General features: G+C 37.3%; 21 protein-coding genes and 2 pseudogenes. All 23 read left to right on the forward strand.

Annotated features, from left to right (window positions below):
• Window positions 1–554: 554 nt before the first annotated feature.
• The 23 genes and pseudogenes from IGJ14_RS01310 to truA all read left to right on the forward strand — a co-directional run bounded on the left by IGJ14_RS01310 (window position 555) and on the right by truA (window position 22515).
• Window positions 555–911 carry a hypothetical protein gene (locus IGJ14_RS01310; protein WP_065096939.1) on the forward strand — a complete coding sequence of 119 codons (357 nt, stop codon included), beginning with the start codon at window positions 555–557 and terminating at the stop codon, window positions 909–911.
• Window positions 902–2188, forward strand: a complete 1287-nt coding sequence (locus tag IGJ14_RS01315; protein ID WP_065096940.1) for a T7SS effector LXG polymorphic toxin — start codon at window positions 902–904, stop codon at window positions 2186–2188. The genes IGJ14_RS01310 and IGJ14_RS01315 overlap by 10 nt, the downstream gene beginning before the upstream one ends.
• The gene (locus tag IGJ14_RS01320) at window positions 2178–2903 is read left to right on the forward strand and encodes a hypothetical protein (protein ID WP_065096941.1); all 726 of its coding nucleotides are present in this window, start codon (window positions 2178–2180) and stop codon (window positions 2901–2903) included. The genes IGJ14_RS01315 and IGJ14_RS01320 overlap by 11 nt, the downstream gene beginning before the upstream one ends.
• Window positions 2904–2912: 9 nt before the next feature.
• Window positions 2913–3443 carry a hypothetical protein gene (locus tag IGJ14_RS01325; protein ID WP_065096942.1) on the forward strand — a complete coding sequence of 177 codons (531 nt, stop codon included), beginning with the start codon at window positions 2913–2915 and terminating at the stop codon, window positions 3441–3443.
• Window positions 3444–3760: 317 nt separating this feature from the next.
• Window positions 3761–4147, forward strand: a complete 387-nt coding sequence (locus tag IGJ14_RS01330) for a DUF4176 domain-containing protein (protein ID WP_065096943.1) — start codon at window positions 3761–3763, stop codon at window positions 4145–4147.
• 207 nt (window positions 4148–4354) lie between these two features.
• A complete protein-coding gene (locus tag IGJ14_RS01335) occupies window positions 4355–5023 on the forward strand; it encodes a hypothetical protein (protein WP_430608184.1) in 669 nt (222 codons plus the stop codon).
• Between the two features lie 320 nt (window positions 5024–5343).
• A complete protein-coding gene (locus IGJ14_RS01340; protein ID WP_195273730.1) occupies window positions 5344–6057 on the forward strand; it encodes a TIM44-like domain-containing protein in 714 nt (237 codons plus the stop codon).
• 265 nt (window positions 6058–6322) lie between these two features.
• Window positions 6323–7558, forward strand: a complete 1236-nt coding sequence (gene sstT / locus IGJ14_RS01345; protein WP_019722851.1) for a serine/threonine transporter SstT — start codon at window positions 6323–6325, stop codon at window positions 7556–7558.
• A 32-nt stretch (window positions 7559–7590) separates the two neighbouring features.
• A pseudogene (locus tag IGJ14_RS01350) lies at window positions 7591–7794 on the forward strand (hypothetical protein); the annotation flags it as partial.
• A 191-nt stretch (window positions 7795–7985) separates the two neighbouring features.
• Entirely contained in the window at window positions 7986–8630 is a 645-nt protein-coding gene (locus tag IGJ14_RS01355) for a DUF998 domain-containing protein (protein WP_195273728.1), read from the forward strand.
• Window positions 8631–8905: 275 nt separating this feature from the next.
• Window positions 8906–10987, forward strand: a complete 2082-nt coding sequence (locus IGJ14_RS01360) for a BglG family transcription antiterminator (protein WP_430608186.1) — start codon at window positions 8906–8908, stop codon at window positions 10985–10987.
• 18 nt (window positions 10988–11005) lie between these two features.
• A complete protein-coding gene (locus tag IGJ14_RS01365; RefSeq protein WP_066025878.1) occupies window positions 11006–11308 on the forward strand; it encodes a PTS sugar transporter subunit IIB in 303 nt (100 codons plus the stop codon).
• Between the two features lie 25 nt (window positions 11309–11333).
• On the forward strand, window positions 11334–12623 hold the full coding sequence (locus IGJ14_RS01370) for a PTS sugar transporter subunit IIC (protein ID WP_029593985.1): 1290 nt from the start codon (window positions 11334–11336) through the stop codon (window positions 12621–12623).
• Between the two features lie 19 nt (window positions 12624–12642).
• Window positions 12643–13035: a hypothetical protein gene (locus IGJ14_RS01375; RefSeq protein WP_019722888.1), complete on the forward strand. Its 393-nt coding sequence runs from the start codon at window positions 12643–12645 to the stop codon at window positions 13033–13035.
• A gap of 21 nt (window positions 13036–13056) precedes the next feature.
• Complete coding sequence (locus IGJ14_RS01380; protein WP_019722889.1) at window positions 13057–13926, forward strand: class II fructose-bisphosphate aldolase; 870 nt, start codon at window positions 13057–13059, stop codon at window positions 13924–13926.
• Window position 13927: 1 nt separating this feature from the next.
• Window positions 13928–14548 carry an AAA family ATPase gene (locus tag IGJ14_RS01385; protein ID WP_430608189.1) on the forward strand — a complete coding sequence of 207 codons (621 nt, stop codon included), beginning with the start codon at window positions 13928–13930 and terminating at the stop codon, window positions 14546–14548.
• A 29-nt stretch (window positions 14549–14577) separates the two neighbouring features.
• Window positions 14578–14700: pseudogene (locus tag IGJ14_RS01390) on the forward strand (dicarboxylate/amino acid:cation symporter); the annotation flags it as partial.
• Between the two features lie 203 nt (window positions 14701–14903).
• Window positions 14904–16745 carry a beta-glucoside-specific PTS transporter subunit IIABC gene (locus IGJ14_RS01395; RefSeq protein ID WP_071866184.1) on the forward strand — a complete coding sequence of 614 codons (1842 nt, stop codon included), beginning with the start codon at window positions 14904–14906 and terminating at the stop codon, window positions 16743–16745.
• A 31-nt stretch (window positions 16746–16776) separates the two neighbouring features.
• On the forward strand, window positions 16777–18237 hold the full coding sequence (locus IGJ14_RS01400; RefSeq protein ID WP_071866226.1) for a glycoside hydrolase family 1 protein: 1461 nt from the start codon (window positions 16777–16779) through the stop codon (window positions 18235–18237).
• A gap of 50 nt (window positions 18238–18287) precedes the next feature.
• Window positions 18288–19127, forward strand: a complete 840-nt coding sequence (locus IGJ14_RS01405; RefSeq protein ID WP_071866185.1) for a PRD domain-containing protein — start codon at window positions 18288–18290, stop codon at window positions 19125–19127.
• Window positions 19128–19635: 508 nt separating this feature from the next.
• Window positions 19636–20574 carry a 2-dehydropantoate 2-reductase gene (locus IGJ14_RS01410; protein WP_019722895.1) on the forward strand — a complete coding sequence of 313 codons (939 nt, stop codon included), beginning with the start codon at window positions 19636–19638 and terminating at the stop codon, window positions 20572–20574.
• Between the two features lie 13 nt (window positions 20575–20587).
• Window positions 20588–21640, forward strand: coding sequence for a PTS transporter subunit IIC (locus tag IGJ14_RS01415; protein ID WP_071866187.1), 1053 nt, complete (start codon window positions 20588–20590; stop codon window positions 21638–21640).
• Between the two features lie 137 nt (window positions 21641–21777).
• On the forward strand, window positions 21778–22515 hold the full coding sequence (gene truA, locus IGJ14_RS01420; RefSeq protein WP_074799635.1) for a tRNA pseudouridine(38-40) synthase TruA: 738 nt from the start codon (window positions 21778–21780) through the stop codon (window positions 22513–22515).

Here is a 22515-nt window from a genome sequence, read left to right on the forward strand (position 1 = left end):
TTGAAATCATCTTTTGTTTTTATTTTATCATCTAGTAGTATACTAACTAATTTTGAAAAAAATTTTTTTCACGATAGCCATCGCTGTATCAGAAATAATATAAAGTACGAGGTATCAAGACCGACTGGAAGTAACCACAGTCGGTCTTTGTCTTTTGATAATCCTATAAAAAAGAATGATTCATATAGTTATCCCTTCTAGATGACCAGTATAAAAATATGAATTGAATTTTTTATTAAATTCGTTATTTTAACGATTATGAAATCAAAACAACACTTTATTATTTATTCTATTTTAAAGATGTTTTTTATATTAAAATGAGAGCGAATAAAATTTTTTAAAAATCTAATATGTTATTTTATATGTTTTGTTAAGCAAGGGTAACAGTTTTTTATTAAATGATAAAAATCACTCTAATCATTTGAATGTGAAAATAATGCAGATGAAATGCGTATTTAGTTTAAGAAGGCTAATACCTAATGACAAACACCTGTCATTTATGAAGAAAGAACGTTTCAAGAAACCAACAATCAAATCTCTAGGAAGGTGAACGAATGGCAATAGACAATGAAAGGATTTATGAGAATCAAAAAGAAATTTGGAAAGTGGAACAGCAACAAGACGAATTAGCAAATGGGAAACGTAGGTTAGAAAACCAGCTCCTTCAATTAGAAAAAGAACTTCAAAGAGGTTTTCGCCAATTATCTGAATTGAATCATGAAGATATCCAACAAGGTATGACCAATGCAATTTGGATGCAGAAGGAGTATGAAGTAAAGCAACGAGCATTTCAACAGCGGTTTCATCAGGCATACGAAGAATTGGATGTTTCTTATAGTAAAACTTTACAAGTATTAGAAGGAGAAAGAGAAGAGTTGTTTGCAGAAAGGAGAACATTCGAGTGGGATTAGTTTATGTGAGTGGAGAATCATCAGACTTTATGTCAGTGCTTAAAAAGAATCTAGCAAGTAGTAGAGAAACGATCAATCAACTAAAGAGAGGAAGTCAAAAAATCATATCAGCTGTCAATGGAAAAGAGCTATCCGGCGCAGCATATACAGCAGGAAAAGGATTATTTAGTGAATTGATCATTCCGACAATTACACGAACAACGGATGCGATTGAAAAAATTGAACAAGAGCTTCAGAGGTATAAAGTCGCGGATCAAATCGTAGCTATGGAAGGATACTTGGATGAAAACAAACTGAACCAGCAACTGGCGACGACACGGACAATGAAAGCATCAGTAGACACGACTTCTGCTTTTGTCCGATCCCAAGCACAAAGTAATCCGTTCGTCGGTATTATTGAAACATTGCTAAATGTCCAACGAGATCTAGATCGTATGTCAGAGAGCTTTCAACAAGATATTGATCAAATACAAAACAAGCTAAAAAAATTACATAATTTCAATTCTCAAACTAGTGGATTATTCAGTCATAGTTTGGATGAATTGAAACTGGCGATGCAGGGTGTATTAGTATTAAAGAATACGAAAGTGAGGACAGATGGTTCATATTTGTTACCAGAGGGAACGAATAAAAAGTGGTTTACTTCTAATCAAATGAACTTAGCAAATTATGAAAACGTTATTTCAGTACTTAAAACAACAGGTGTTGCTCTGGCTAGTGAGAAAACAGAGGGAATATTTATACACAAAGGGATACAGCATGGCCAAAAAGCTTGCGATTATATCTGGAAAAACCGATATTCTTTAGAATTACCAGATGGAAAGATTTTGGGAGAAGTTCCTGGAGCTACTCTAGCTGCAAGAGAATCGACTGAGAATACAATAAAAGGGGTATTTAAATATGGAGGCAAGGCAATAACAGAAGGAGCAGGATTATTAATTGATGTAGGGATAGATATAGCTTCAGGTGATAGTGCTGAAGAGGCTTGGGGAAAAGGAATAATTACAGGATTAGCGAGTGCAGGATTAGTAAGTGGTATAAAGCTTAGTACGGGAGCATTAGCTGCAGTTGGACTAATTTCTGCTCCTGTAAGTATTGGTATAGTAGGTTCTATAGCTGTAGGTATAGGTGTAGGTATTGCGAATGATATTTTAAGAGAAAAATTTAAATTTGTTAGAGATTTTGAAGATAGTGTGGGACAAGCAGTAGTATCTGGATGGGGTGATTTCACTGAAGGGGTAAGTGGTTTTATTGGAGGCCTATTAGATGGAATATAACCGTAAAATTGCTGAGGGCAAAATATATAATATTGCATTTCATAAAAATAAAATTATTCGTGGATGGTTGTTATTAGTAACAGAAAACAATGAGGAATTTATTGTACGACAAAACTCTAATTTGTTAAGATTGGGCAACTATCATTTAAAAAGAGAAATATATAAATCTAATACTCCTTTAAAGAGTTTTTCTGTTGACTACAAAGAGGCGGAAAAAGAGGATAAGAAAAAATCAAACAATAATTACATAGGTCGTGCTATTGCTTTAGTATTATATCCAATAATAAGAAAAACAGTTCCAGCTGAATGGTTATGGGGTAATTCTGATCAATCTTTTAATTTTTCTATAGGTATAAAAAATCTATTGTTTTTTTGGCTAACTATAATAGTTTGCTTGTACTTTTGTTCATTCTTTAGAAAAAGAAATTTTCTTTTTAAAATGATGAATAATGGTTTTGATGTAAGTTTTTTAGGAAGGATAAATCTGATTAATAATTCTAAATATACAAAAAAAGTATGGACAATAAATAATCTAGTTGGTCTAGTTTTGATTATTTGTTTTACAATCATTTTTTTGTTTATAATACCTTTTTTAGTACAAGCAAGATCGCTAAGTTTGTTGAGTTTTTATATAGTTAAAATTATTTTGTTCAATGGTAAAGTTTGGTTCGTTAATAATGATGTGAACTATATAATGTTAGAAAGTGTATCTTGAGTAAATGATATGGAAATAGAAGATGGTGTGATTAGAAATTTATGCTTTGATAAAAAAAGAGTAATTCCAGGTTGGTGTCTATTGATTTCAGATAATAATGAAGAATATTTAATAAGAAAAAACAATTTCATGGTAGGTTTCAAGCAGTATAGGGTTAATAGAAAGATCTATCAAGCCAGTATTTCTTTGAGTGAATTCAGTATTTCTGGTTTAGAAATGGAAAAGGAAATCAAGAAAAAATCAGAAAAAAGTTATTTAGGAGTAGCCATTGGACTTCCTTTAAGTAACTTAGTGAGGGACTTTATTCCACAGAATTGGCTTTGGGGCAAAAGTAATTTGCCAATAGATATGTTGGAAGGAACCATTAATTTATTCTTCTTCTGGTTAGCATTAGTCATTTGTCTTTCTGTGGTATCTTATTGGCGAAAAAATAGACTAAAAAAGGAATTAGAAAAAAGAGGTGGTTCTTTAAAACGTATAGGTAAGGGATATGCAATTACTCCATTGATCATTACACAAAAAATTTTAAAATGGTGGTGAGGAGAATGAAAATGATTCATTATGTAAAGGCATTAACAGTATTGATAGGATTGCTTATATTTTATGGCATGTTTACGTTAGTCATTCCTTTTATAATACAAGAAAGATTATTATTTGTTCTTACAGTGTTTATTCTTGTGAGTACTATATTTAATGGCAAAATCTATTCAACAAAAAAGGTGAAATATAAAATAATTTTTGATAAAGATGATCGGTAAGTGTTTATATCCTTTTTTTGTATTATGGAATAGAAGACGGAAATAAAAGATTAAGCCTACTAATAGCAACAGCTACAATAACTAGAATGGAGAATACATATGGAACAAACTAACTTACTGCCTTTAGGTAGTGTTGTGTACATGAAAGAAGGAATTATGCCATTACTAATTGTTGCGCGACAACCGATTTTGAAGATGCAAGAGGAAATTTATTACTTAGATTATGCTGCAGTAATTCAACTAACTGGTTTAAATAATATTGAAGAAATAGCGTATTTTAATAACGAGGACATTCGAGAAATTTTATATCAAGGATATATAAGTAAAAATGAAAAAACAGTTTTAACAGTCTTAGAAGAATGGAAGCAAAATAATTTGGATATCCCTAAAGGTAAAGTTATTGATCTAAAACATACTTCTAAGAAAAAAGAATACGGGGATTTAGGAAAAAAATCTTTATTGGAAGGAGAAACATTTGGTTTTTAATTTTATATTGAGTTAATGAGAATGCTAGCAAGGATTATTAAGCCCATCAAATACAATTTAAAGATGAGGAGGAAGATCGTTTTGGTTGGTTTTTTATGAAAAAATCACAGAAATAAAATACTATAGAACTGTTTTGAAACTAATTAAGTAATAGCTTATAGTGCTAAATTTTCCAGAATCAACTGAGAAACTTGGAGGAGGCTTTAAATGATAGAAAACAACTGTGTCCAAGATATTAAAAGAATTAATGGCAGATATTATTTACTGGAATTACATGATGGATCGTACATTGTTGATTATTTTAAGTTAATGAGGCTAAGAAACTTTTTTCCGTTTAGTACCTTTTACAACAACGCTCCGAAAAAAAGTTGGACTGCTTATAAAGTAACTGGATCAGCAGAAATTATTGAAGGTAAAAAAACACCTGAAAGACAATTTTATGTTCCTGAATCTTATGGGATTTTCGGAGTTTTTGTAATTAGTCCTTTTCTTATATTTTTGGGCTATCTTGAATCAATATACTTAGCTCTATTGATTGGTAGTGTTCTTAGTACATATGGAATAATATCGACCTGTCGACTATTACACAGCAATAAGAAAGTGAAAGAAATCGTTAAAGATACGACAATTGTACAGTTAATACTTGTTGAAAATAAAAGGTCAAAAATTTATGTATTTCTGAGTAATTTTTTATCATGTGTATATGGTATGTTTGTAAGCTACCTATTTGTATCGGCAATTTTATCAGGTGACTTTGGAGTGGTTATTTTTGTTTCATTAGTATCACCTACAATTTCGTTAATATTTGGAAAAATCATATCAAATTTAAGAGAAGTTCCAGATGTATCTTCTAAATATCAAATTGAAAAAAGATAAAAATCACATGAAAGATCATCAATTGAAAGGATTGTACATTTGAAACCATTATTCTAATCTATTACGGGAATAAACAGAAGAATGTTTGAAAAGAAATAATATGACTACTAGAATTTCCAAAATTTAAGTTTATATAGAATATGTATTTATTTTTAAGTCCACCTTTAAGCATTTAGGAGCATAGGTGCTGTATCTTTGAGTATCTATCATGAAATCCTACCAAATAAAGAAAAATTAGGAAATCATTCATTGTTCCATAGGAATCTTGTAATAATTATTTGATAAGGTATCATCGTGGGGGATTGAGAAAGAGGGTTCAGATGAAGAAAACTTATCAAGTGATTTGTCTATTGATCATGGCTTTTTTGTTTTTTACGCCCGTTCAAACTTTTGCCGTAGCAGGTGGGCATGGTGGTGGTTCAACCGGTGGGGGCTCTGGTGGCGGTTCGATAGGGGGAGGTTCCAATTCCTATTATCGGAGGAGTCGGACGACTAATAGTAACAGTACATCAGAAGATTTTCTCTTTTTTGGCTTATCATTAGGAAGTATATTTGTTTTTTCTTTATTTAAAAAAAAGAAAAGGCACAATATGGATATCAATGATTTGTTATCAAGAATGCCTGGAACAAAGCGTGAAAAGAAAAAATTGCTTTCTGAGATTAACAGAATCTTTTATGCAATACAAAAATCTTGGGAAGAAGAGGCTCCTGAAAAAGTAAGAAATTGTTATACTTTAAGATTATTTGAAGAGCATCAGCAAGTATTACAAAAAAATAAAGATGAAGGTGTAAGAAATCATACAACGAAAATAGCCATTCAAGAATTGGCTAACTACCGACAAATCAATGATACTAGTTTCTCTATTCGAATCGATTTTAGTTGTTTTGATTACTTAGTCGATCGAAAGAACCAGCAGTTGATTTCAGGAGATAAGCGGGAAAGGCTTTATTTTTCGCAAGTATGGTATTTCAACTACTCTGAAAAAGACAAAATTTGGCAAGCAGATTTTATTCAACCGATATTTTTAGATTGATAGCGTGTCTTTAGGCGAAGAACTAGCCTTTAAGATAAATCTATCACTAAATTCATTCTTTTTATAAAAAATATTTATAGGAGTCATCATTGTAATTTGTGCCTAAGATTACAATGATGTTTTTTATTTTTCCAAATCAAAATCGTTCGTCATTTTTTTTAGGGACACATAGATATGTAAAATAACAAGAATTTTCTGAAAATTATCCTTTTGTTTCTCTCATGAAGATGTTAGAATGGTTGTTAAACTATAAAGGGGTGGTTATTTGTTAGAGAAATTCTTGGACATGTCGTTAGTTCAACGTATTGGTTGTGGTATTTTAATTGGTATAATATTAGGTATTTTTTTACCTACCTGGGGATTTATTGCTTTATTGGGAACGTTGTTTGTTAGCTGTTTAAAAGCGATTGCGCCGCTTTTAGTGTTTTTCTTAACTGCAGCTTCAATTGCAAAACATAAAATGGGGAATGAGACATTCGTAAAGCCGATTTTAGGATTGTATTTAGGGGGGACTTTTTTAGCGGCTTTTGTGGCGGTGATCACTAGTTCGATTTTTACGGTACCGATTACTCTGCAGGAAACTGCTTCGGAACAAGCGCCTCAAAATATTGGGACTGTTTTATCAACGATGCTGACCAATGTCACTCAAAATCCGATTCAAGCAATTATTGACTCTAATTATTTAGGTGTGCTATTTTGGGCGGTATTATTAGGATTGGCATTGCGGACACGTACGGAAGCAACGAAAGAAGTTATCGATCAGATTTCGGTCGCATTGTCACAGGTCGTTCAATTAATTATTTCTTTCGCTCCGATCGGTATTTTGGGGTTAGTCTATGAATCAATTGCAACAACAGGTCTTTCTGGACTGACCGAGTATCTCCAATTAGTTCTTGTGTTAGTAGGTACGATGCTCTTTGTTGCTTTGATCATCTATCCATTACTTACTTTTTTGTTTATCAAAGAAAATCCCTATCCATTAATTTTCTTTTGTTTAAAAGAAAGTGCAATCTCTGCTTTCTTTACGCGTAGTTCTGCGGCGAACATTCCGATCAATATGATGTTGGCAGAAAAACTGAAATTAACAAAAGAATCTTATGCCATTTCGATTCCATTAGGAGCAACGATCAATATGGGGGGAGCAGCAGTGACAATTACAGTGATGACGTTAACGACTGTTCAGGCACTAGGTATCGAAGCTTCTTTTGGCTTAAAATTGATTTTAAGCATCTTGGCGGCTTTAGCTGCTTGTGGTGCATCTGGCGTAGCTGGGGGTTCATTACTATTGATTCCTTTGGCTTGTAGCTTATTTGGCATCTCAAATGATATTGCGATGCAAGTGGTAGGAATCGGGTTTATTATTGGGGTCATCCAAGACTCAGTTGAGACAGCTCTAAATTCTTCCAGTGACTTACTATTTACCGCAATTGGTGAACTAGGTGCTAGAAAAAGAAATGGCGAGGATGTTTCGATCAAAAGTCGTTTGAGTGAATTGCAATAGAGGAATCTTTCTATTGTCATTTGTTAACAGAGTTATCACAAAAGGTCGGTCCTTCTTCTACGGTGATTGGAGGGACCATTCTCAATACGATCATCGTAGAAGTTTGTGAAGAGTTGATTTCTGAGGGAGTGAAACACCCACCGATTTTTTATTCTGCCAATATAGATGGTGGTCATCAATTGAATGCTGAATTATTTGAAACGTACAAAGAGGTCATTCATTATCCATTCACTTAAACTAGCTCGTCGTGAGCCATTGATTTTAAAATGATAACGTTTTTGAGAATATAGTTAATAAGCTATATCAAAGCAAAAAATCCTTTGATCCTAAACCACTGAGTGTGACAGAATCAATAGGATTTTTTGTTTTGCAATTAAATTGAAAATGTTATTCTGTATATAAGAATAAAAGTGTTTTGGAGGAGTACATGGTTTTTTTACGACGTTATGGGCTTTATTTTTTATTTCTAGGAGTGTTGAGTGATTTTTCTACACCTTATATTTTGGGCTTGTTCTATCCAGGCTTAGATCAACTGAGGCTACCAATCAGTGTATTCGGTGACGTCACAAGTCCAGTGAGAACATTCTTTCTTGTTTGTTCTGTTTTTTCAGGCATCTTTTTTAGCTTATCCTTACCTGCGCTGTATGCTTCGTTTGAAAAAGTATCTACTCATTTAGCGAAATGGTTGGTTGTTTCACTAGGTTTCTATGCGATAGGCGATTGCCTTTTTACAGGATTGTTTAGTCTTAACACCCAAGCTACTTCGTGGGATTTCTCAACGTGGGTACATAATGTTGGTTCTAGTTTAGGCTATAGTGGCTTTCTTTTATTTCCGGTTTTTGCTTTATTGCTCTATCGAAAAGAAGCGAATCAACCAATCAGTCGAATGTATATCGTCTTAATAAGCTTGAGTCTGCTGAGTGCGATGATTTACGGACTGGCAAGGATCCCAGTGCTGAATCACCTTCCACTATTAGATAAACTAGGTTTTTGTCAAAGGTTGAGTTACTTCTTCAATTATTTAACGATCGTATCAGTAGGTATCAACCAACTAAAACGAGTGACAAAATAGCTGTTTGGTTGAGCGAAATGGTTATTTCTAAACAATCGAATAAGCGAGCTTCCTGAAGGTTTTTTTCAGAAAATGAGCCGCGCAAGCCAAAAATAGGAGAGACTATTTTCGACTTGTGCGGCTTATTTCTCGAAAGTAGGTACATCTGCTACTTTCTTGCTTGAAAAATTAGTCCAGGCGTTCTTACTTTTTTGCCAACTTAATTGGCAGAAATCTCTACTTTTTATTTTGGAAGCGCCAACATATACTTGGTTCAGAAAGGAAAATCCAATCATATGAAAACGAGAACGATTGAGTTACTTCAAAGATTTAGCGCATATCATTATCCAATCAAAGCGGAACAATTAGCATTAGAGTATCAAGTCAGTCAACGAACGATTCGTCAAGATGTGCTGGATGCCAATAGTTGGCTGCGAGTCAATCAGTTGGGAGAAATCCAAACGGTTCGTAAGCAAGGGTTTCTGTTGCGTTTAAGCGATGAGGAAGAAAAAAGACTGGCAGAAGCATTGGTGACTTATCAAGAGGAGTTGTTGAATCGTGACGAGAGGACCTTTGATTTAGTGTTATCAATTGCTTATGAGCAACAGCCAGTTTATTTGAATCGTAAGGAAGAAGCATTCATGATCTCGAAAAGTACGATGGACGAAGATATGCGTCGTTTGCGAGCGGATTTGATCAAATACGGTATCGAGATCGTGAGTTTTGGTAGACAGGGATTAGTCTATAAAGGAGCGGAGCGCTCCATCCGCACGATGATTTATGACTTGATCAATAAGAATCTAGGAAGAATTGATTTTTCAGCAAGAAATGGTACGAAAATCACTGCAGTTCAAAGAATTTTCCAACAGTATTTTCCATCTTCGGAGATTGCAAAGCTCGAAGCCATCTATACAGATACTATGATCAGACAAGAAGATGATATCTACAAAAATCAACTGTTGCTGTTTACGATGATTTGGGTCCAGCGAGTCAGAAAGCATGAACTTATTGCAGCCATCAATTGGAAAAATAGTAACGAAAAAAAAGACGGTTTCACTGATTTTATTGAAAAAGTCATCGTTGAGTTTCGCTTGACAGACGTTCCACCGGTTGAAAGAAACTACCTCCGTTTTACGATCGAGACATTCAGTTCAAAAGATATCAGTAATTCGTTGGAATGGGTCCAAGCCCAACTGTTGACGATCCAACTGATCCAGTTCGTCGAGGAACAGACCCGTATCCCATTTCACTTAAAAGAAGAAATCCTGTGTGAAAACCTTTATAAACATATGACGGCTTTGATCATTCGCATCAAACATCGAATCCAAGTCACGAATCCTTTGAAAGAAAATATTCGGGCCAATTACCGCCCCATCTATGAAGCAGTTGAATTATTTGTCCCAACGATCGAGGAAGTCATTGGTGGAGAGATAATCGAAGATGAACTTGCTTTTCTAGTGATCCATTTTTCGACGATTGCTAGCACGATCAAACAGAATGTCATGTACATGTATAAATCAGTGGTGGTTTGTCACCATGGATTGGCAACAGGCAATCTATTAGCAGAAAATTTAAAAGAGAAGTTCCCACAAATTGAAGTTGTCGCGGTATTAAGTTCTAAAGAAGCGGAGTTGGTGGATAAGTTAGATGTCGACTTGATTTTCAGTACGTTCCAATTATCAGATCAGAACAAACCGCTGCTTGTGTTGGAGCCTATTTTAACCGATGCGAATCGTCCGATCATTGCAGATTTTTTAAATGCTCACCAAAAGGTCCAACGACTGATTCCGACAGAGAGTGGGCAAACAAAATTGTTTACCGACGTCTTGCGGATCGTGGAAGAAAGTGGAGGCAAGATCGATCGGCCAATCTACACCAAATTAGAAACATTATTTGAGCAAAATCATTTAGAAATCAATAAAAGGGAGATCCAACCAATGCTAAAAGACATTTTGACAGATAATCATATATTGATCCAAGAACACGTAGACAATTGGCAAGAAGCGATTGAACGAGTGGCTAAACCATTGTTGAAAGAAAATATCGTTGAGTCAAGTTATGTTGATGCGATGGTTCGTGCAGTAGAAGAGTATGGCGCCTATATCGTTATTGGCAAGCATCTGGCATTAGCCCATGCCAGACCAGAAGATGGCGTCAATAAGTTAGGGGTGAGTGTCGCGACAATTCGTCAGCCAGTTGATTTTGGCAATGAAGAGATGGATCCGGTTAAAATCATTTTCTGCTTGGCAGCGGTGGATTCATATTCCCATCTGACAATCATGAAGGAGTTGATCGAGTTGATCAATGACGAAACGAAATTGACTCGTTTGATCGAAAGTCCTAATGTAGATTCATTTAAAAAACGACTATTTAAGTAGCTAAAAGGAGAGAGTGGAATGAACAAATTGAATATTTTATTTGTATGTGGCGCAGGACTAGGAAGTAGTTTTGCCGCTCAAATGTCAGCCGAGGATGTATTGAATAAATTAGGAGTAGCAGCTAAGCTGGATCACTGCGATATCTCTTCGGCCGTTTCGATGAAACCGGATGTGATCATTACCGCAGAGAATTTTCGTTCACAATTTGAGAAATTTACCATTGATCCGACAACAGCCATGATTTACTTGAAAAATATCGTCTCAAAAGTTGAGATCGAAGAGAAGTTAACACCAGTTTTACAAAGTAAGGGAGCTATCTAATCAAGAAAAAATAGGGGGAGAAAACATGGGCGTTATCAATTTTATTATCGAAAATATTTTGACTCAAGCATCGATCACGATTGCCTTGATTGCGATGCTAGGCCTGATCCTGCAAAAGAAATCAACGGGTCAAATTATTTCGGGTACATTGAAAACATTGCTAGGCTTTCAAGTTTTAAGTGCGGGTTCGAGTATCATCGTCGGTAGTTTGACGTATTTTGGGCAAATTTTTACCGAAGGGTTCCAAATGGAAGGAATCATCCCGTCAATTGAAGCAATCAATGGTCAAGCAATGAATGAACTTGGTCTAGGTAGAGATATCGCATTAACATTTTTAGCTATTTTTGTCTTCAATATTTTACTGGCACGGTTTACCAAATGGAAATATATCTTCTTGACTGGTCAAGCAATCTTATGGATGGCGACGATGACCACTGTATTTGGATACTTTGCTGGGTTACGTGGGATTGTCTTGATTTTAGTTGGTGGTTTCATTGGGGCAGTTTTTGCTATTGCGATGCCAGCGATGGCGCAACCAATCATACGCAAGGTCACTGGTTCAAACGATATTGCTTTAGGGCATTTTTGTACGATCGGTTATTTATTTGAGGCTGGGGTGGCAAAAATTTTTGGTGAAAAAGGCGAGAACAAGAAATCGATTGAAGATATCAAATTGCCTGCTCACTTTGAATTTTTACAAGATACGTATCTATCGGTCATGGTGGTGATGGTACCTCTTTATATCGTGACTGTGTTGTTTGCAGGAGAGACGTTTGCGGCTGAACTATCAGGGGGCCAAAACTACATCATGTTTGCCTTTTTACAAGCTATCCAGTTTGTGGTGGGTGTATACGTATTACTTTCAGGGGTCCGCTTATTACTAGGCGAAATCGTTCCAGCTTTTCGTGGGATTGCGATGAAACTAGTTCCTGATGCGATTCCAGCGTTAGACTGTCCGGTGTTCTTCCCTTATAGTCCGAATGCAGTGATTTTAGGGTTTATCACAACAACGATCGGTACGGTCATTGCGATGTTTACGTTGCCGATGTTTGGATTAGCGATGATTCTGCCAGGGATGTTGACGAATTTCTTTGCTGGAGGGACAGCGGGGATTTTTGGTAATGCAGTTGGGGGACGACGAGGAGCAATCATTGGCGGGATCGCTCATGGTTTCTTTATTACCTTGTTGCCAGCATTACTAGTAACGATTTTTAACTCAATGGGATTTGTCAGTGCGACAGCGACAGATGTCGATACAGTAGTGGTAGCGCTACTTTACGCTTGGATCTTAAGTCCGATTTTAAAAGCATTCTAATGTGAAAGTAGGGATCATGATGTTTGGTTTTTTGAAAAAGAAAAAAGAGCAACCTGAAGTAATACAGACGCTTTCCAGCGAAGAAAAAGAAGAACTTCAAACAGCAATCGAACGACTCAAGAAAGAGATCGACCAGACAGAAGAAACAGACCAACGAGCGGTTCTTTTTGAACAAGTAGGACTAAAACTCGCTGAGTTAGGGGATAACGATCAGGCAATCGAACAGCTTGAGAAAAGTTTATCACTGAAGAAAAGTATCAATGATGGGTACAAGAAGTTGATGTCTTTATATAATGCAAAAAGAGCAGAAGCTGCACGAGCTGGGAACGATCAAGGGATTGATCATTATATGGGGAAAATGGACGAGATGCGACAAATTGCTAAACAACTCACGATTACAGGGAATAAATAAGAATAAAGGTGGCTATAAAAAATGTATACGACATTAAAAGAAGTAACAAAAACAGCAGAAGCTTTGAATTTTACCGTGGGCGCATTCAATGCGCATAACTTGGAGATGTTGCCGGAAATGTTACGGGCAGCCAAAGAAATGGGTGCGCCGATCATTATCCAAACAAGTGTGGATACGGCGAAATATATTGGGATGAATGTCTTAGTCAATGTAGTGAAAACGATCGCTGAAGAAGAAATGGTGGATGCTGTTCTTCATCTGGATCATGCGCGTGATTTCTCTGATATCAAGCAAGCAATCGATAGCGGTTATACTTCAGTAATGTATGATGGTTCCCATTTACCTTTTAAAGAAAATATCTTGAAAACAAAAGCAGTCGTTGAATACGCCCACGCTCGTGGTGTCTCAGTGGAAGGGGAGCTAGGGACGATTGGTGGGACGGAAGAAGGAATCCATGTGGCAGAAGATGATAAAGTGTATACGAAACCCGAAGATGCGGTAGAATTCGTAGCAGCAACTGGAGTAGACGCATTAGCAATTGCTATTGGAACAAATCATGGACAATTCAAATCAAAAACAGAAGTCAATCTACCACTCCTGAAAGAAATCGACGCAGTAGTCGATGTTCCCTTGGTCATCCACGGCGGTACTGGAGTGAAAGAGGAAGATTATCCAGAGTTGATCAACCATGGAATCCGTAAATTCAATGTTGGGACAGAGCTACTTGTCAACTGGACGAAAACAGCAAAAGAAAGCTTTAGTGAAACAGAAGTCAGCCGATCATTACGCCACAATGTGATCCCAGCCAACGAAGCAGTAAAATCGATCATTAAGCACAAGATAGGACTGTTTTTGAATACAGGAAGTGAGATTTATGCAGGAAAGAGCTAAAATGAAAAAATATTTGCTTCTTTTGGCAGGAAGTCCTGGGACAGGGAAAACCTATTTGATGGAACGACTCTTCGAACGGTTTCCAACGATGTATCGTCTTACCTTAGATGAAGTCAAAGAGTATTACGCTGAATCAATTGGGTTCGATAATTTAGCTGAACGAGCAGAGCAAGAAAAAAACAAGGTGTATCCATTCTTTTATCAGGCGTTGGAACTGTACATGGAAGCTGGGAAGAAAGTGATTGTTTCAGAGTATCCTTTCAGTGACAAACAAAAAGGACCATTAGAAGCGTTATCAAAAAAATATGGCTATGAAGTGATCACGATTCGCTTGCACGCAGACTTTGATGTACTATGGCAACGACGTTATAAAAGAGATCGTGATCCTGAACGTCATTTGAGTTATATCATGGACCATTATCATTATGGAGATACGTTGGACGATCGATCGTTAGGAACCAATCATATCACCAAAGAAGAATTTAGAGCTGTTATAAATGATCGAAAGTATGAACACTTTGAACTTGGAACGCTTTATACATTCGATGTGACTGATTTTACCAAAGTGGATTATACGCCGCTGTTAGACGAGTTAGAGTGGCGAGTGGCGAATGACCAATAAAAATTAATGACAAATTGATTGATTCGACTGGTGTTGAATGGTTAGTAGGGATGTTGCGCACGATTTTGAATGTCAATTCTGATGTGTATTCAGCGATCCTAGTGGCAAAATCAGTCGATGAAATCGATTATGAGATTTTTAACCGTGGCTAAATGAATAAAAAGAAAGGGGTTGCAATTTTAAAAAATACTTGTTATAGTAAATGTAAATAAAACAGGCATGTGACTGGTAAAGCAGGCAGGACCTAAAGAAAGACACACAAAGAATCCTTTGTTGTTATTTCTTATGGTCTTGCCTGCTTTTTTCTTTTTTGTCTGCGCAGCGAAAAAGGAAAACGAAAGAAGGAGTGGAAAAAATGGATTATCAAACTTTAGCAAAGCATATTTTACAATTCGTTGGCGGAAAAGAAAATATCATTCATTTGGAACATTGTTCAACTAGGCTTCGTTTTACGTTGAAAGATGTCAAACAAACAAATCGTGAAGAGTTAGAACGCTTAGATGGGGTCATCGGTGTTCGTAGCAATGCTCAATTCCAAGTAATCATTGGGAATGAAGTAGTGGAAGTTTATGACGAATTAGCCAAACTGATCGGAGAAATCTCTGCAGATCAGAACATAAACAAAGAAAAGAAACCTGTTGGAACAATTTTACTTGATTTTATCATTTCAGTTTTTCAACCGTTGATTCCCGCGATTGCAGGTGGCGGTGTCTTAAAATCACTTTTACTGCTCTTATCTTTATTGGGTGTCATGGATGCAAACTCATCTACTTACCTTCTATTGAATTTGATCGGAGGAGCGCCTCTTTATTTCTTACCGATTTTAGTTGCGATGACGACGGCAAGAAAGCTAAAAGTCAATGAGATCGTAGCTGTTTCAGCAGTGAGTGCTTTGCTTTTACCAGAGATGGCAACTCTTCTAGCAGACGGAACCTCCTTTCTAGGGTTCTCAATTGAAAATATTGCGTATGCTTCTCAAGTCTTCCCAGCAATCTTAACGGTGTTGTTTTACAGTATCGTCGAAAAATATGTCACGAAGGTTTCTCCGAAGCCGATTCGTATTTTCTTTGTTCCGATGGTTGCTTTATTAGTGACTGTTCCAGTTGCACTGCTGATTTTAGGCCCTTTAGGATATAACGTTGGTGGCGCATTCTCGTATTTGATCGTCGAGTTATATCAACGATTAGGCTGGTTAGCAACAGGCTTACTTGCCGCAGTTCTACCATTGATGGTCGTTACTGGTATGCACAAAGCGATGATTCCTTATGCTGTTTCTTCAATGGGAGAGTTAGGAAAAGAGATGCTCTATTTACCGGCTTCTTTGGCTCACAATATCGCTGAATCTGGTGCATGTTTTGCCGTAAGTTTAAAGACAAAAAATATGAAATTGCGACAAACAGCGATTTCTGCAGGAATCTCAGCTTTGTTTGGTATCACTGAACCCGCATTATATGGGGTCACGATCTTACACAAAAGGGTATTGAGTATCGTGATGGTTTCTAGTTTCATCGGCGGGATATTTGCCGGAATCATGGCTTTAGAAGCTTTCGCATTGGTTGGACCAGGGATTGCGAGTATCACTATGTTTGCCAGTGCAGATCAACCGATGAATCTTGTCTGGGCATTCGTCTGTACAGCTCTTTCTTTTGTTGTGTCGTTTGTAGGTGGCTTGGTATTTTTTAAAGATCAAGAAGAAGCAACCACACAAGAAGAGAACGAGAGTCGTAGGGGAGGAACTTGGGGTATCGTGAGCCCAGTCAAAGGGCAAGTGATTCCTCTTGAAACAGTCCCAGATGATGTCTTTTCTAGTGGGATGGTTGGCGAAGGTGTCGGGGTCATTCCAGAAGAAGGTATTGTTTTTTCTCCTGAAGAAGCACAAGTGACCATGCTATTTGAGACAGGTCATGCAATCGGGTTACGAACGGTGAGCGGAGTAGAATTACTGATTCATGTAGGAATCGATACAGTCAAGTTACAAGGTGAAGGTTTCCATGCCCTTGTTCAAGAAGGGCAGATGGTGCAACCAGGCGAGCGTTTACTTGAGTTTGATATTGAAAAAATCAAACAAGCAGGATTTGATCCAGTCGTTGTGGTGGTCGTGACCAATCAGAAGGAGTATCACATCGATCGTCAAGTAGAAAATCAATCAGTGACACCCGAAACTGAGTTATTGATGATTTCTGCTTTAGCAAAATGAAAAAATAAAAGTGAGGAATAGAAAAATGGATATGACACAAACAGGTTTTCCCGAAGGATTTCTATGGGGAGGTGCAATTGCAGCAAACCAAGTAGAAGGAGCATGGAATATTGGTGGAAAAGGGTTATCTGTGGCCGATGTTGCAACCTACAAACCCAATGTAGACAACAAAGATTACGCAGCTCATGTAGGTGTGACGATCGAAAAAGTAGAAGAAGCAATAGCCGACCCTACAGACAAGTGGTTCCCTAAACGACGAGGGGTCGATTTCTATCATCGTTACAAAGAGGATTTAGCGTTATTTGCAGAAATGGGGTTTATTACATTACGTTTGTCGATTGCGTGGTCCCGACTCTTTCCAAATGGGGATGAAAAGACAGCTAATCCTGAAGGTGTCTCATTTTACAAAGAAGTTTTTAAAGAAATGAAGCGCTTAGGAATCGAACCGATTGTGACCTTGTCTCATTATGAGATGCCATTAGCATTAGCGATGAAAGGCAACGGTTGGATTCAACGAAGCGTGGTGGATGACTTTGTTCGATTTGCAGATACTTGTTTTGATGAATTTGGGGAGTATGTTCATTACTGGTTGACGTTCAATGAAGTGGATAGTATTTTTAGACACCCATTTACGACTGCCGGGATTTTGACTGATACGATCGAACCAGACAAAATTGAAGCAGCTATCTATCAAGCGTTACATCATCAATTTGTAGCAGGAGCTTTAGCAACGAAACATTGCCATGAAAAGATCCCTGGTAGCCAAGTTGGTTGTATGTTGACCAAATTGATGACCTATCCGTTGACGAGTCGACCAGAAGATGTGGAACGAACATTGAAAAAGAATATGAACAATCATTTTTATGCGGATGTTCAAGTAAAAGGTATGTATCCACCACTCGTGTTGAAAGACTTAGCCAACCGTCATATCACGATCGACATGTTACCTGGTGATAAAGAATTATTGAAAGAACATACGGCAGACTTCCTATCGTTTAGTTATTATATGTCTATGTGTGAATCCGCAGATCCAAAGGCAGAGCGGACACCGGGGAATACCGTTTTGGGTGTTAAAAATCCTTATTTAGAAGCGACAGATTGGGGCTGGCAAATCGATCCTTTAGGCTTGAAAATTTCTTTACTAGAATTATATGACCGTTATCAAGTACCGTTGATGATCGTTGAAAATGGCATGGGAGCCTTTGATGAAGTGATTGACGATGAAATCCATGATCCTTATCGAATCGCCTATTTTACTGCACATTTCAAAGCGATGAAAGCAGCCATCGATGAAGGGGTTGATTTGATTGGTTATACAAGTTGGGGACCTATTGATTTAGTCAGTGCCGGAACCTCTCAAATGTCAAAACGTTACGGATTCATTTATGTAGATGCGGATGATGAAGGAAATGGAAGTTATGATCGCTTGCGTAAAGATTCATTTTACTGGTATAAAGAAGTTATTAGAACGAATGGTCGATCGATCAAGTGAAGGAACTGTTCGATGCGCTCAAGGAGTGAACTGGATCGAAGGAGGGTATCATGAGAAAAATACTAAAGGTGCTTAACTCCAGTGTGGTATTGATCGACAGCAATCATCAAAAAATGATTGCTTTAGGAAAAGGGATCGGTTTTGGCAAAAAGCCCGGGGAGATCATCTCGGATGATTCGATTGATGAAATCTATCTACCCTATGATGAAGGCAAAGCCATGCAATTATTGGATTTGATCAAAGAAGTTCCTTTGACCTATTTTGAATTAACGAAAGCAATGGTCTCTAGTATGGAAAAACGACTAGAGAAACGGTTGAACTCTAGTATTTATTTAACATTACCTGATCATTTACATTTTTCAGTTGAACGTATGACCCAAGGGATCATCATCACCAATCGTTTATACTGGGAAATCAAGAATTACTATCCGGAGGAATATCAAGCAGCGGAGGAAGCCTTGATGATCTTCAATGAAAAATCCGATGTGGAGTTACCCATTGAAGAAGCGGCAAATATCGCCTTTCACGTCATCAATTCATTGTCTCAAGAAAGTCAAGGAACCGATAGTATGAAGCAAGCAAAGCTGATTGGTGGGATCGTCAACTTAGTAAAATATTCGATTCGGATCGACATTGCTCCAGACTCGATCCATTATAGTCGCTTTATTACTCATGTTCGTTTTTTCGTTGAACGGTTGTTTGCGAATAAGATGTTGGATGGTCAAGATGATGGGCTATATCAACAAATGTGTATCTTGTATCCATTGGCGATGGAAAATGCAGACAAAGTAAGGCAGTATATCCAGAAAATGATCCAACAGGAAATCACGAATGAGGAAGTCACCTATCTAGGTGTGCATATCAATCGATTGATGCGGCACCCTGATTGAAGATAAAAATAGATAAGATGATGTAATGAAAAGCAGCAAGCCAAAGAACATTTCTGGCAGCTGCTTTTTTGTGTCGAATAAGAGGAATAGGTATTTTTTTAGCGAAATGTATGTCCGCCAAATACAAGATATACTATTTTTAGAATACGATCGTGTGTTAGTTCACAAGTTTATGTGATTAGTTATATAACACTTATGATTTTAAATTTAAGAAAAATAATCGCGGTTATATTAAAAAAACGGGCTGTTTTTAGTGTATAATACTCCTTAGTGTCGTGCGACAACCCATCCAATTGGGCTTAAAATGATTAGATAACGCTTACGTTTGTGAGCAATCAATCAGGCTATTTGAAATAAATTAAAGGAAATGGGAAAATGAGTCAAGTAAAATAGTTTTTCAAGCGAATAATCAGTCATAACTAGCGGACATTGTGAATGATTGAATGATCGTAAGGGGAATTATTTGCTTATTCGTCGTATAACCAAATTAAAGGGGGAGAACAAAGAAATGAAGATAGCAATTGCTGGTGCAGGTGCAATGGGGAGTCGGTTTGGACTCATGTTGCAAAAAGGTGGAAATGACGTGACATTGATCGATGGTTGGAAAGACCATGTAGAAGCGATCAAAGAAAACGGATTGAAAGCTAACTTTAACGGTGAGGACATCGTTGTCGATATCCCAGTCGTTCTTCAATCAGAAATCAATGACGTAGAAAAAGTTGATTTGATCGTCTTATTCACGAAGGCAATGCAACTAGAAAAAATGTTGGAAGATATTCGTCCAATGATCAAAGATGAGACAAAAGTCCTTTGTTTATTGAACGGAATCGGCCATGAAGATATTATTGAAAAATTTGTACCAATGAAAAATATTTTTATTGGTAATACAATGTGGACGGCAGGCCTAGAAGGTCCTGGACGTGTGAAATTATTTGGTAGTGGTTCAGTAGAACTACAAAACTTAGGAGACGGACAAGAAGAAGCTGCGAAAGAATTGGCAGAAACTTTAGCTGAATCGGGTTTGAATGCGAAGTATTCAAGTAATATCCATTACTCGATCTATCGTAAAGCTTGTGTCAATGGCACAATGAACGGCTTATGTACGATTTTAGACGTGAACATGGCAGGACTTGGTCGTACTTCTACGGCTCATGATATGGTTGTTGCTATCGTAAATGAATTTGGTCAAGTAGCAAAAGCCGAAAATATTGATTTGGATGTGGAAGAAGCAGTCGCACACTGTGAAACTTGTTTTGATCCTGAGACGATCGGTATGCATTTCCCATCGATGCATCAAGATTTGATCAAAAACAACCGATTGACAGAAATCGACTATATCAACGGTGCGATTTCACGTAAAGGAAAGAAATACGGGATCGCTACGCCTTACTGTGACTTTTTGACAGCGCTCGTGCATGCAAAAGAACAGATTTTACAGGCGAAATAGGAGGAACAAATAAATGGATACGACGAATAAATTAACGCCAAGAATTTTTTTGAACAAAGTATTAGCTGGAACAGCAACAGGGATCATCGTAGGACTGATTCCAAATGCTGTTTTAGGAGCTATTTTAAAGTATTTCAGTGAATATCCTGTTGCTGTGACGATCGCACAACTAGCTGTGATCTTCCAATTAGCGACTCCGTTGATCATTGGTGGTTTGATCGGGTTACAATTTGGGTTTAATCCGATGCAAATGATGGTAGTAGCTGGTGCTTCATTTGTCGGTTCTGGTGTTGTCCGCTTTATGCCAGACCTTGGTGAAGCAGGTGTATATGTAGGGTCAGGTACAGGAGATATCATCAATACTATGATTACTGCAGCGATTGCTGTTGGTCTGATCCTATTGATCGGCGATCGTTTTGGGTCAGTCGCAATCGTATTGACACCAATCGTAGTCGGTGTGGGCGCAGGTCTTATTGGGTTTTATTTATTCCCTTATGTGACAGCGATCACCTCTGCAATCGGTGAAGGTATCAATAACTTCACGACATTGCAACCTCTTTTGATGTCTATTTTGATCGGTTGTTCATTTGCCTTTTTGATCATCTCACCGATTTCAACAGTGGCGATTGGTTTAGCAATCCAGTTAGACGGTGTCTCTGCTGGTGCTGCTGCTATGGGTGTTGCAGCAACAACCTTTGTGTTGATCGTCAATTCTTGGCGTGTCAATAAATCAGGTGTCACGATTGCGATTGCGTTAGGTGCGATGAAGATGATGATGCCGAACTTATTCCGTAAACCGATCATCTTAGTTCCATGTTTAGTAAGTGCGGTTATCACAGCGATACCTGTTGCACTTTTCTCTGTATCAGGAACACCAGCTTCTGCGGGCTTTGGGATCGTTGGTTTAGTTGGCCCTCTTGCTTCATTAGATGCTGGACTAAATATCGTGATGGTGTTGATTTGTTGGTTCGTCGTACCAGTCGCGGCTGCTTTATTTACGCAATTGGTATTTGAAAAAGTCTTAAAACTTTACGACCGGGAAGAAGTCTTCAAATTCTTAGGTTGATCAAAATTATAAAAGAAAAAAACGCAAAACAGAGAAATTTCTGGATTGCGTTTTTTTTTGAGAAGAAGCTGGTGTTATCTGCTATACTGACACTAAATGAAAACAATGGATCATTTGATCCAATAGAAGGAGAATACATGAGAAATATAAAATTAACGATCGAATATGATGGAAAAAGATATTCTGGTTGGCAACGACTTGGTAATGATGAAAAAACGATCCAAGGAAAGATCGAAGCGATCATTTCGCAAATGACCGGTGAAACGATTGAGATTATCGGTTCTGGTCGAACAGACGCTGGGACACACGCCAGAGGTCAAGTAGCTAACTTCAAAACAGCTAGTACAATGAGTCGAATGGAGATGCTGGATTTCCTCAATCGTTATTTGCCAAGAGATATTGTGGTGAAAAAAGTGGAAGAAGTACCTGAACGTTTTCATGCTAGATATAATGCAAAAGGGAAAAAATATAGTTACTACGTTTGGAATGCACCGATTCCAACAGTGTTTGAAAGAAACCATAGTTTTGATTATCCGAAGGCACTTGATTTGGAGAAAATGGAAGAAGCTTGTCGGAAACTAGAAGGAAAACATGACTTTATTGGATTTTCAGCATTGAAAAAAACAAAAAAATCAACAGTACGTACAATTGAAGAATTATCGGTCCAACAAGAAGGCAATATGCTTCATTTTACATTTGTAGGAGATGGTTTTTTGTATAAAATGGTACGGATCTTAATGGGAACGATTTTAGATATTGGTTCAGGTAAAGCTGATTTATCTTTGATCGATACGATTTTTGAAACGAAAGTCAGACAGCAAGCAGGCGAGACAGTTCCCGCACATGCGCTTTTTCTAGATGAAGTGTATTATTAA

The sequence above is a fragment of the Enterococcus sp. DIV1304_2 genome, assembly GCF_050555445.1.
GTDB classification, from domain to species: Bacteria; Bacillota; Bacilli; order Lactobacillales; family Enterococcaceae; genus Enterococcus_B; species Enterococcus_B pernyi.

Bases quoted from the DNA above. Each gene is read 5' to 3' on its own strand.
- IGJ14_RS01310 (WP_065096939.1), top strand. From the start codon at position 555: ATGGCAATAGACAATGAAAGGATTTATGAGAATCAAAAAGAAATTTGG.
- IGJ14_RS01320 (WP_065096941.1), top strand. From the start codon at position 2,178: ATGGAATATAACCGTAAAATTGCTGAGGGCAAAATATATAATATTGCA.
- IGJ14_RS01325 (WP_065096942.1), top strand. From the start codon at position 2,913: ATGGAAATAGAAGATGGTGTGATTAGAAATTTATGCTTTGATAAAAAA.
- IGJ14_RS01330 (WP_065096943.1), top strand. From the start codon at position 3,761: ATGGAACAAACTAACTTACTGCCTTTAGGTAGTGTTGTGTACATGAAA.
- IGJ14_RS01335 (WP_430608184.1), top strand. From the start codon at position 4,355: ATGATAGAAAACAACTGTGTCCAAGATATTAAAAGAATTAATGGCAGA.
- IGJ14_RS01340 (WP_195273730.1), top strand. From the start codon at position 5,344: ATGAAGAAAACTTATCAAGTGATTTGTCTATTGATCATGGCTTTTTTG.
- IGJ14_RS01355 (WP_195273728.1), top strand. From the start codon at position 7,986: ATGGTTTTTTTACGACGTTATGGGCTTTATTTTTTATTTCTAGGAGTG.
- IGJ14_RS01360 (WP_430608186.1), top strand. From the start codon at position 8,906: ATGAAAACGAGAACGATTGAGTTACTTCAAAGATTTAGCGCATATCAT.
- IGJ14_RS01365 (WP_066025878.1), top strand. From the start codon at position 11,006: ATGAACAAATTGAATATTTTATTTGTATGTGGCGCAGGACTAGGAAGT.
- IGJ14_RS01370 (WP_029593985.1), top strand. From the start codon at position 11,334: ATGGGCGTTATCAATTTTATTATCGAAAATATTTTGACTCAAGCATCG.
- IGJ14_RS01375 (WP_019722888.1), top strand. From the start codon at position 12,643: ATGTTTGGTTTTTTGAAAAAGAAAAAAGAGCAACCTGAAGTAATACAG.
- IGJ14_RS01380 (WP_019722889.1), top strand. From the start codon at position 13,057: ATGTATACGACATTAAAAGAAGTAACAAAAACAGCAGAAGCTTTGAAT.
- IGJ14_RS01385 (WP_430608189.1), top strand. From the start codon at position 13,928: ATGAAAAAATATTTGCTTCTTTTGGCAGGAAGTCCTGGGACAGGGAAA.
- IGJ14_RS01395 (WP_071866184.1), top strand. From the start codon at position 14,904: ATGGATTATCAAACTTTAGCAAAGCATATTTTACAATTCGTTGGCGGA.
- IGJ14_RS01400 (WP_071866226.1), top strand. From the start codon at position 16,777: ATGACACAAACAGGTTTTCCCGAAGGATTTCTATGGGGAGGTGCAATT.
- IGJ14_RS01405 (WP_071866185.1), top strand. From the start codon at position 18,288: ATGAGAAAAATACTAAAGGTGCTTAACTCCAGTGTGGTATTGATCGAC.
- IGJ14_RS01410 (WP_019722895.1), top strand. From the start codon at position 19,636: ATGAAGATAGCAATTGCTGGTGCAGGTGCAATGGGGAGTCGGTTTGGA.
- IGJ14_RS01415 (WP_071866187.1), top strand. From the start codon at position 20,588: ATGGATACGACGAATAAATTAACGCCAAGAATTTTTTTGAACAAAGTA.
- truA (WP_074799635.1), top strand. From the start codon at position 21,778: ATGAGAAATATAAAATTAACGATCGAATATGATGGAAAAAGATATTCT.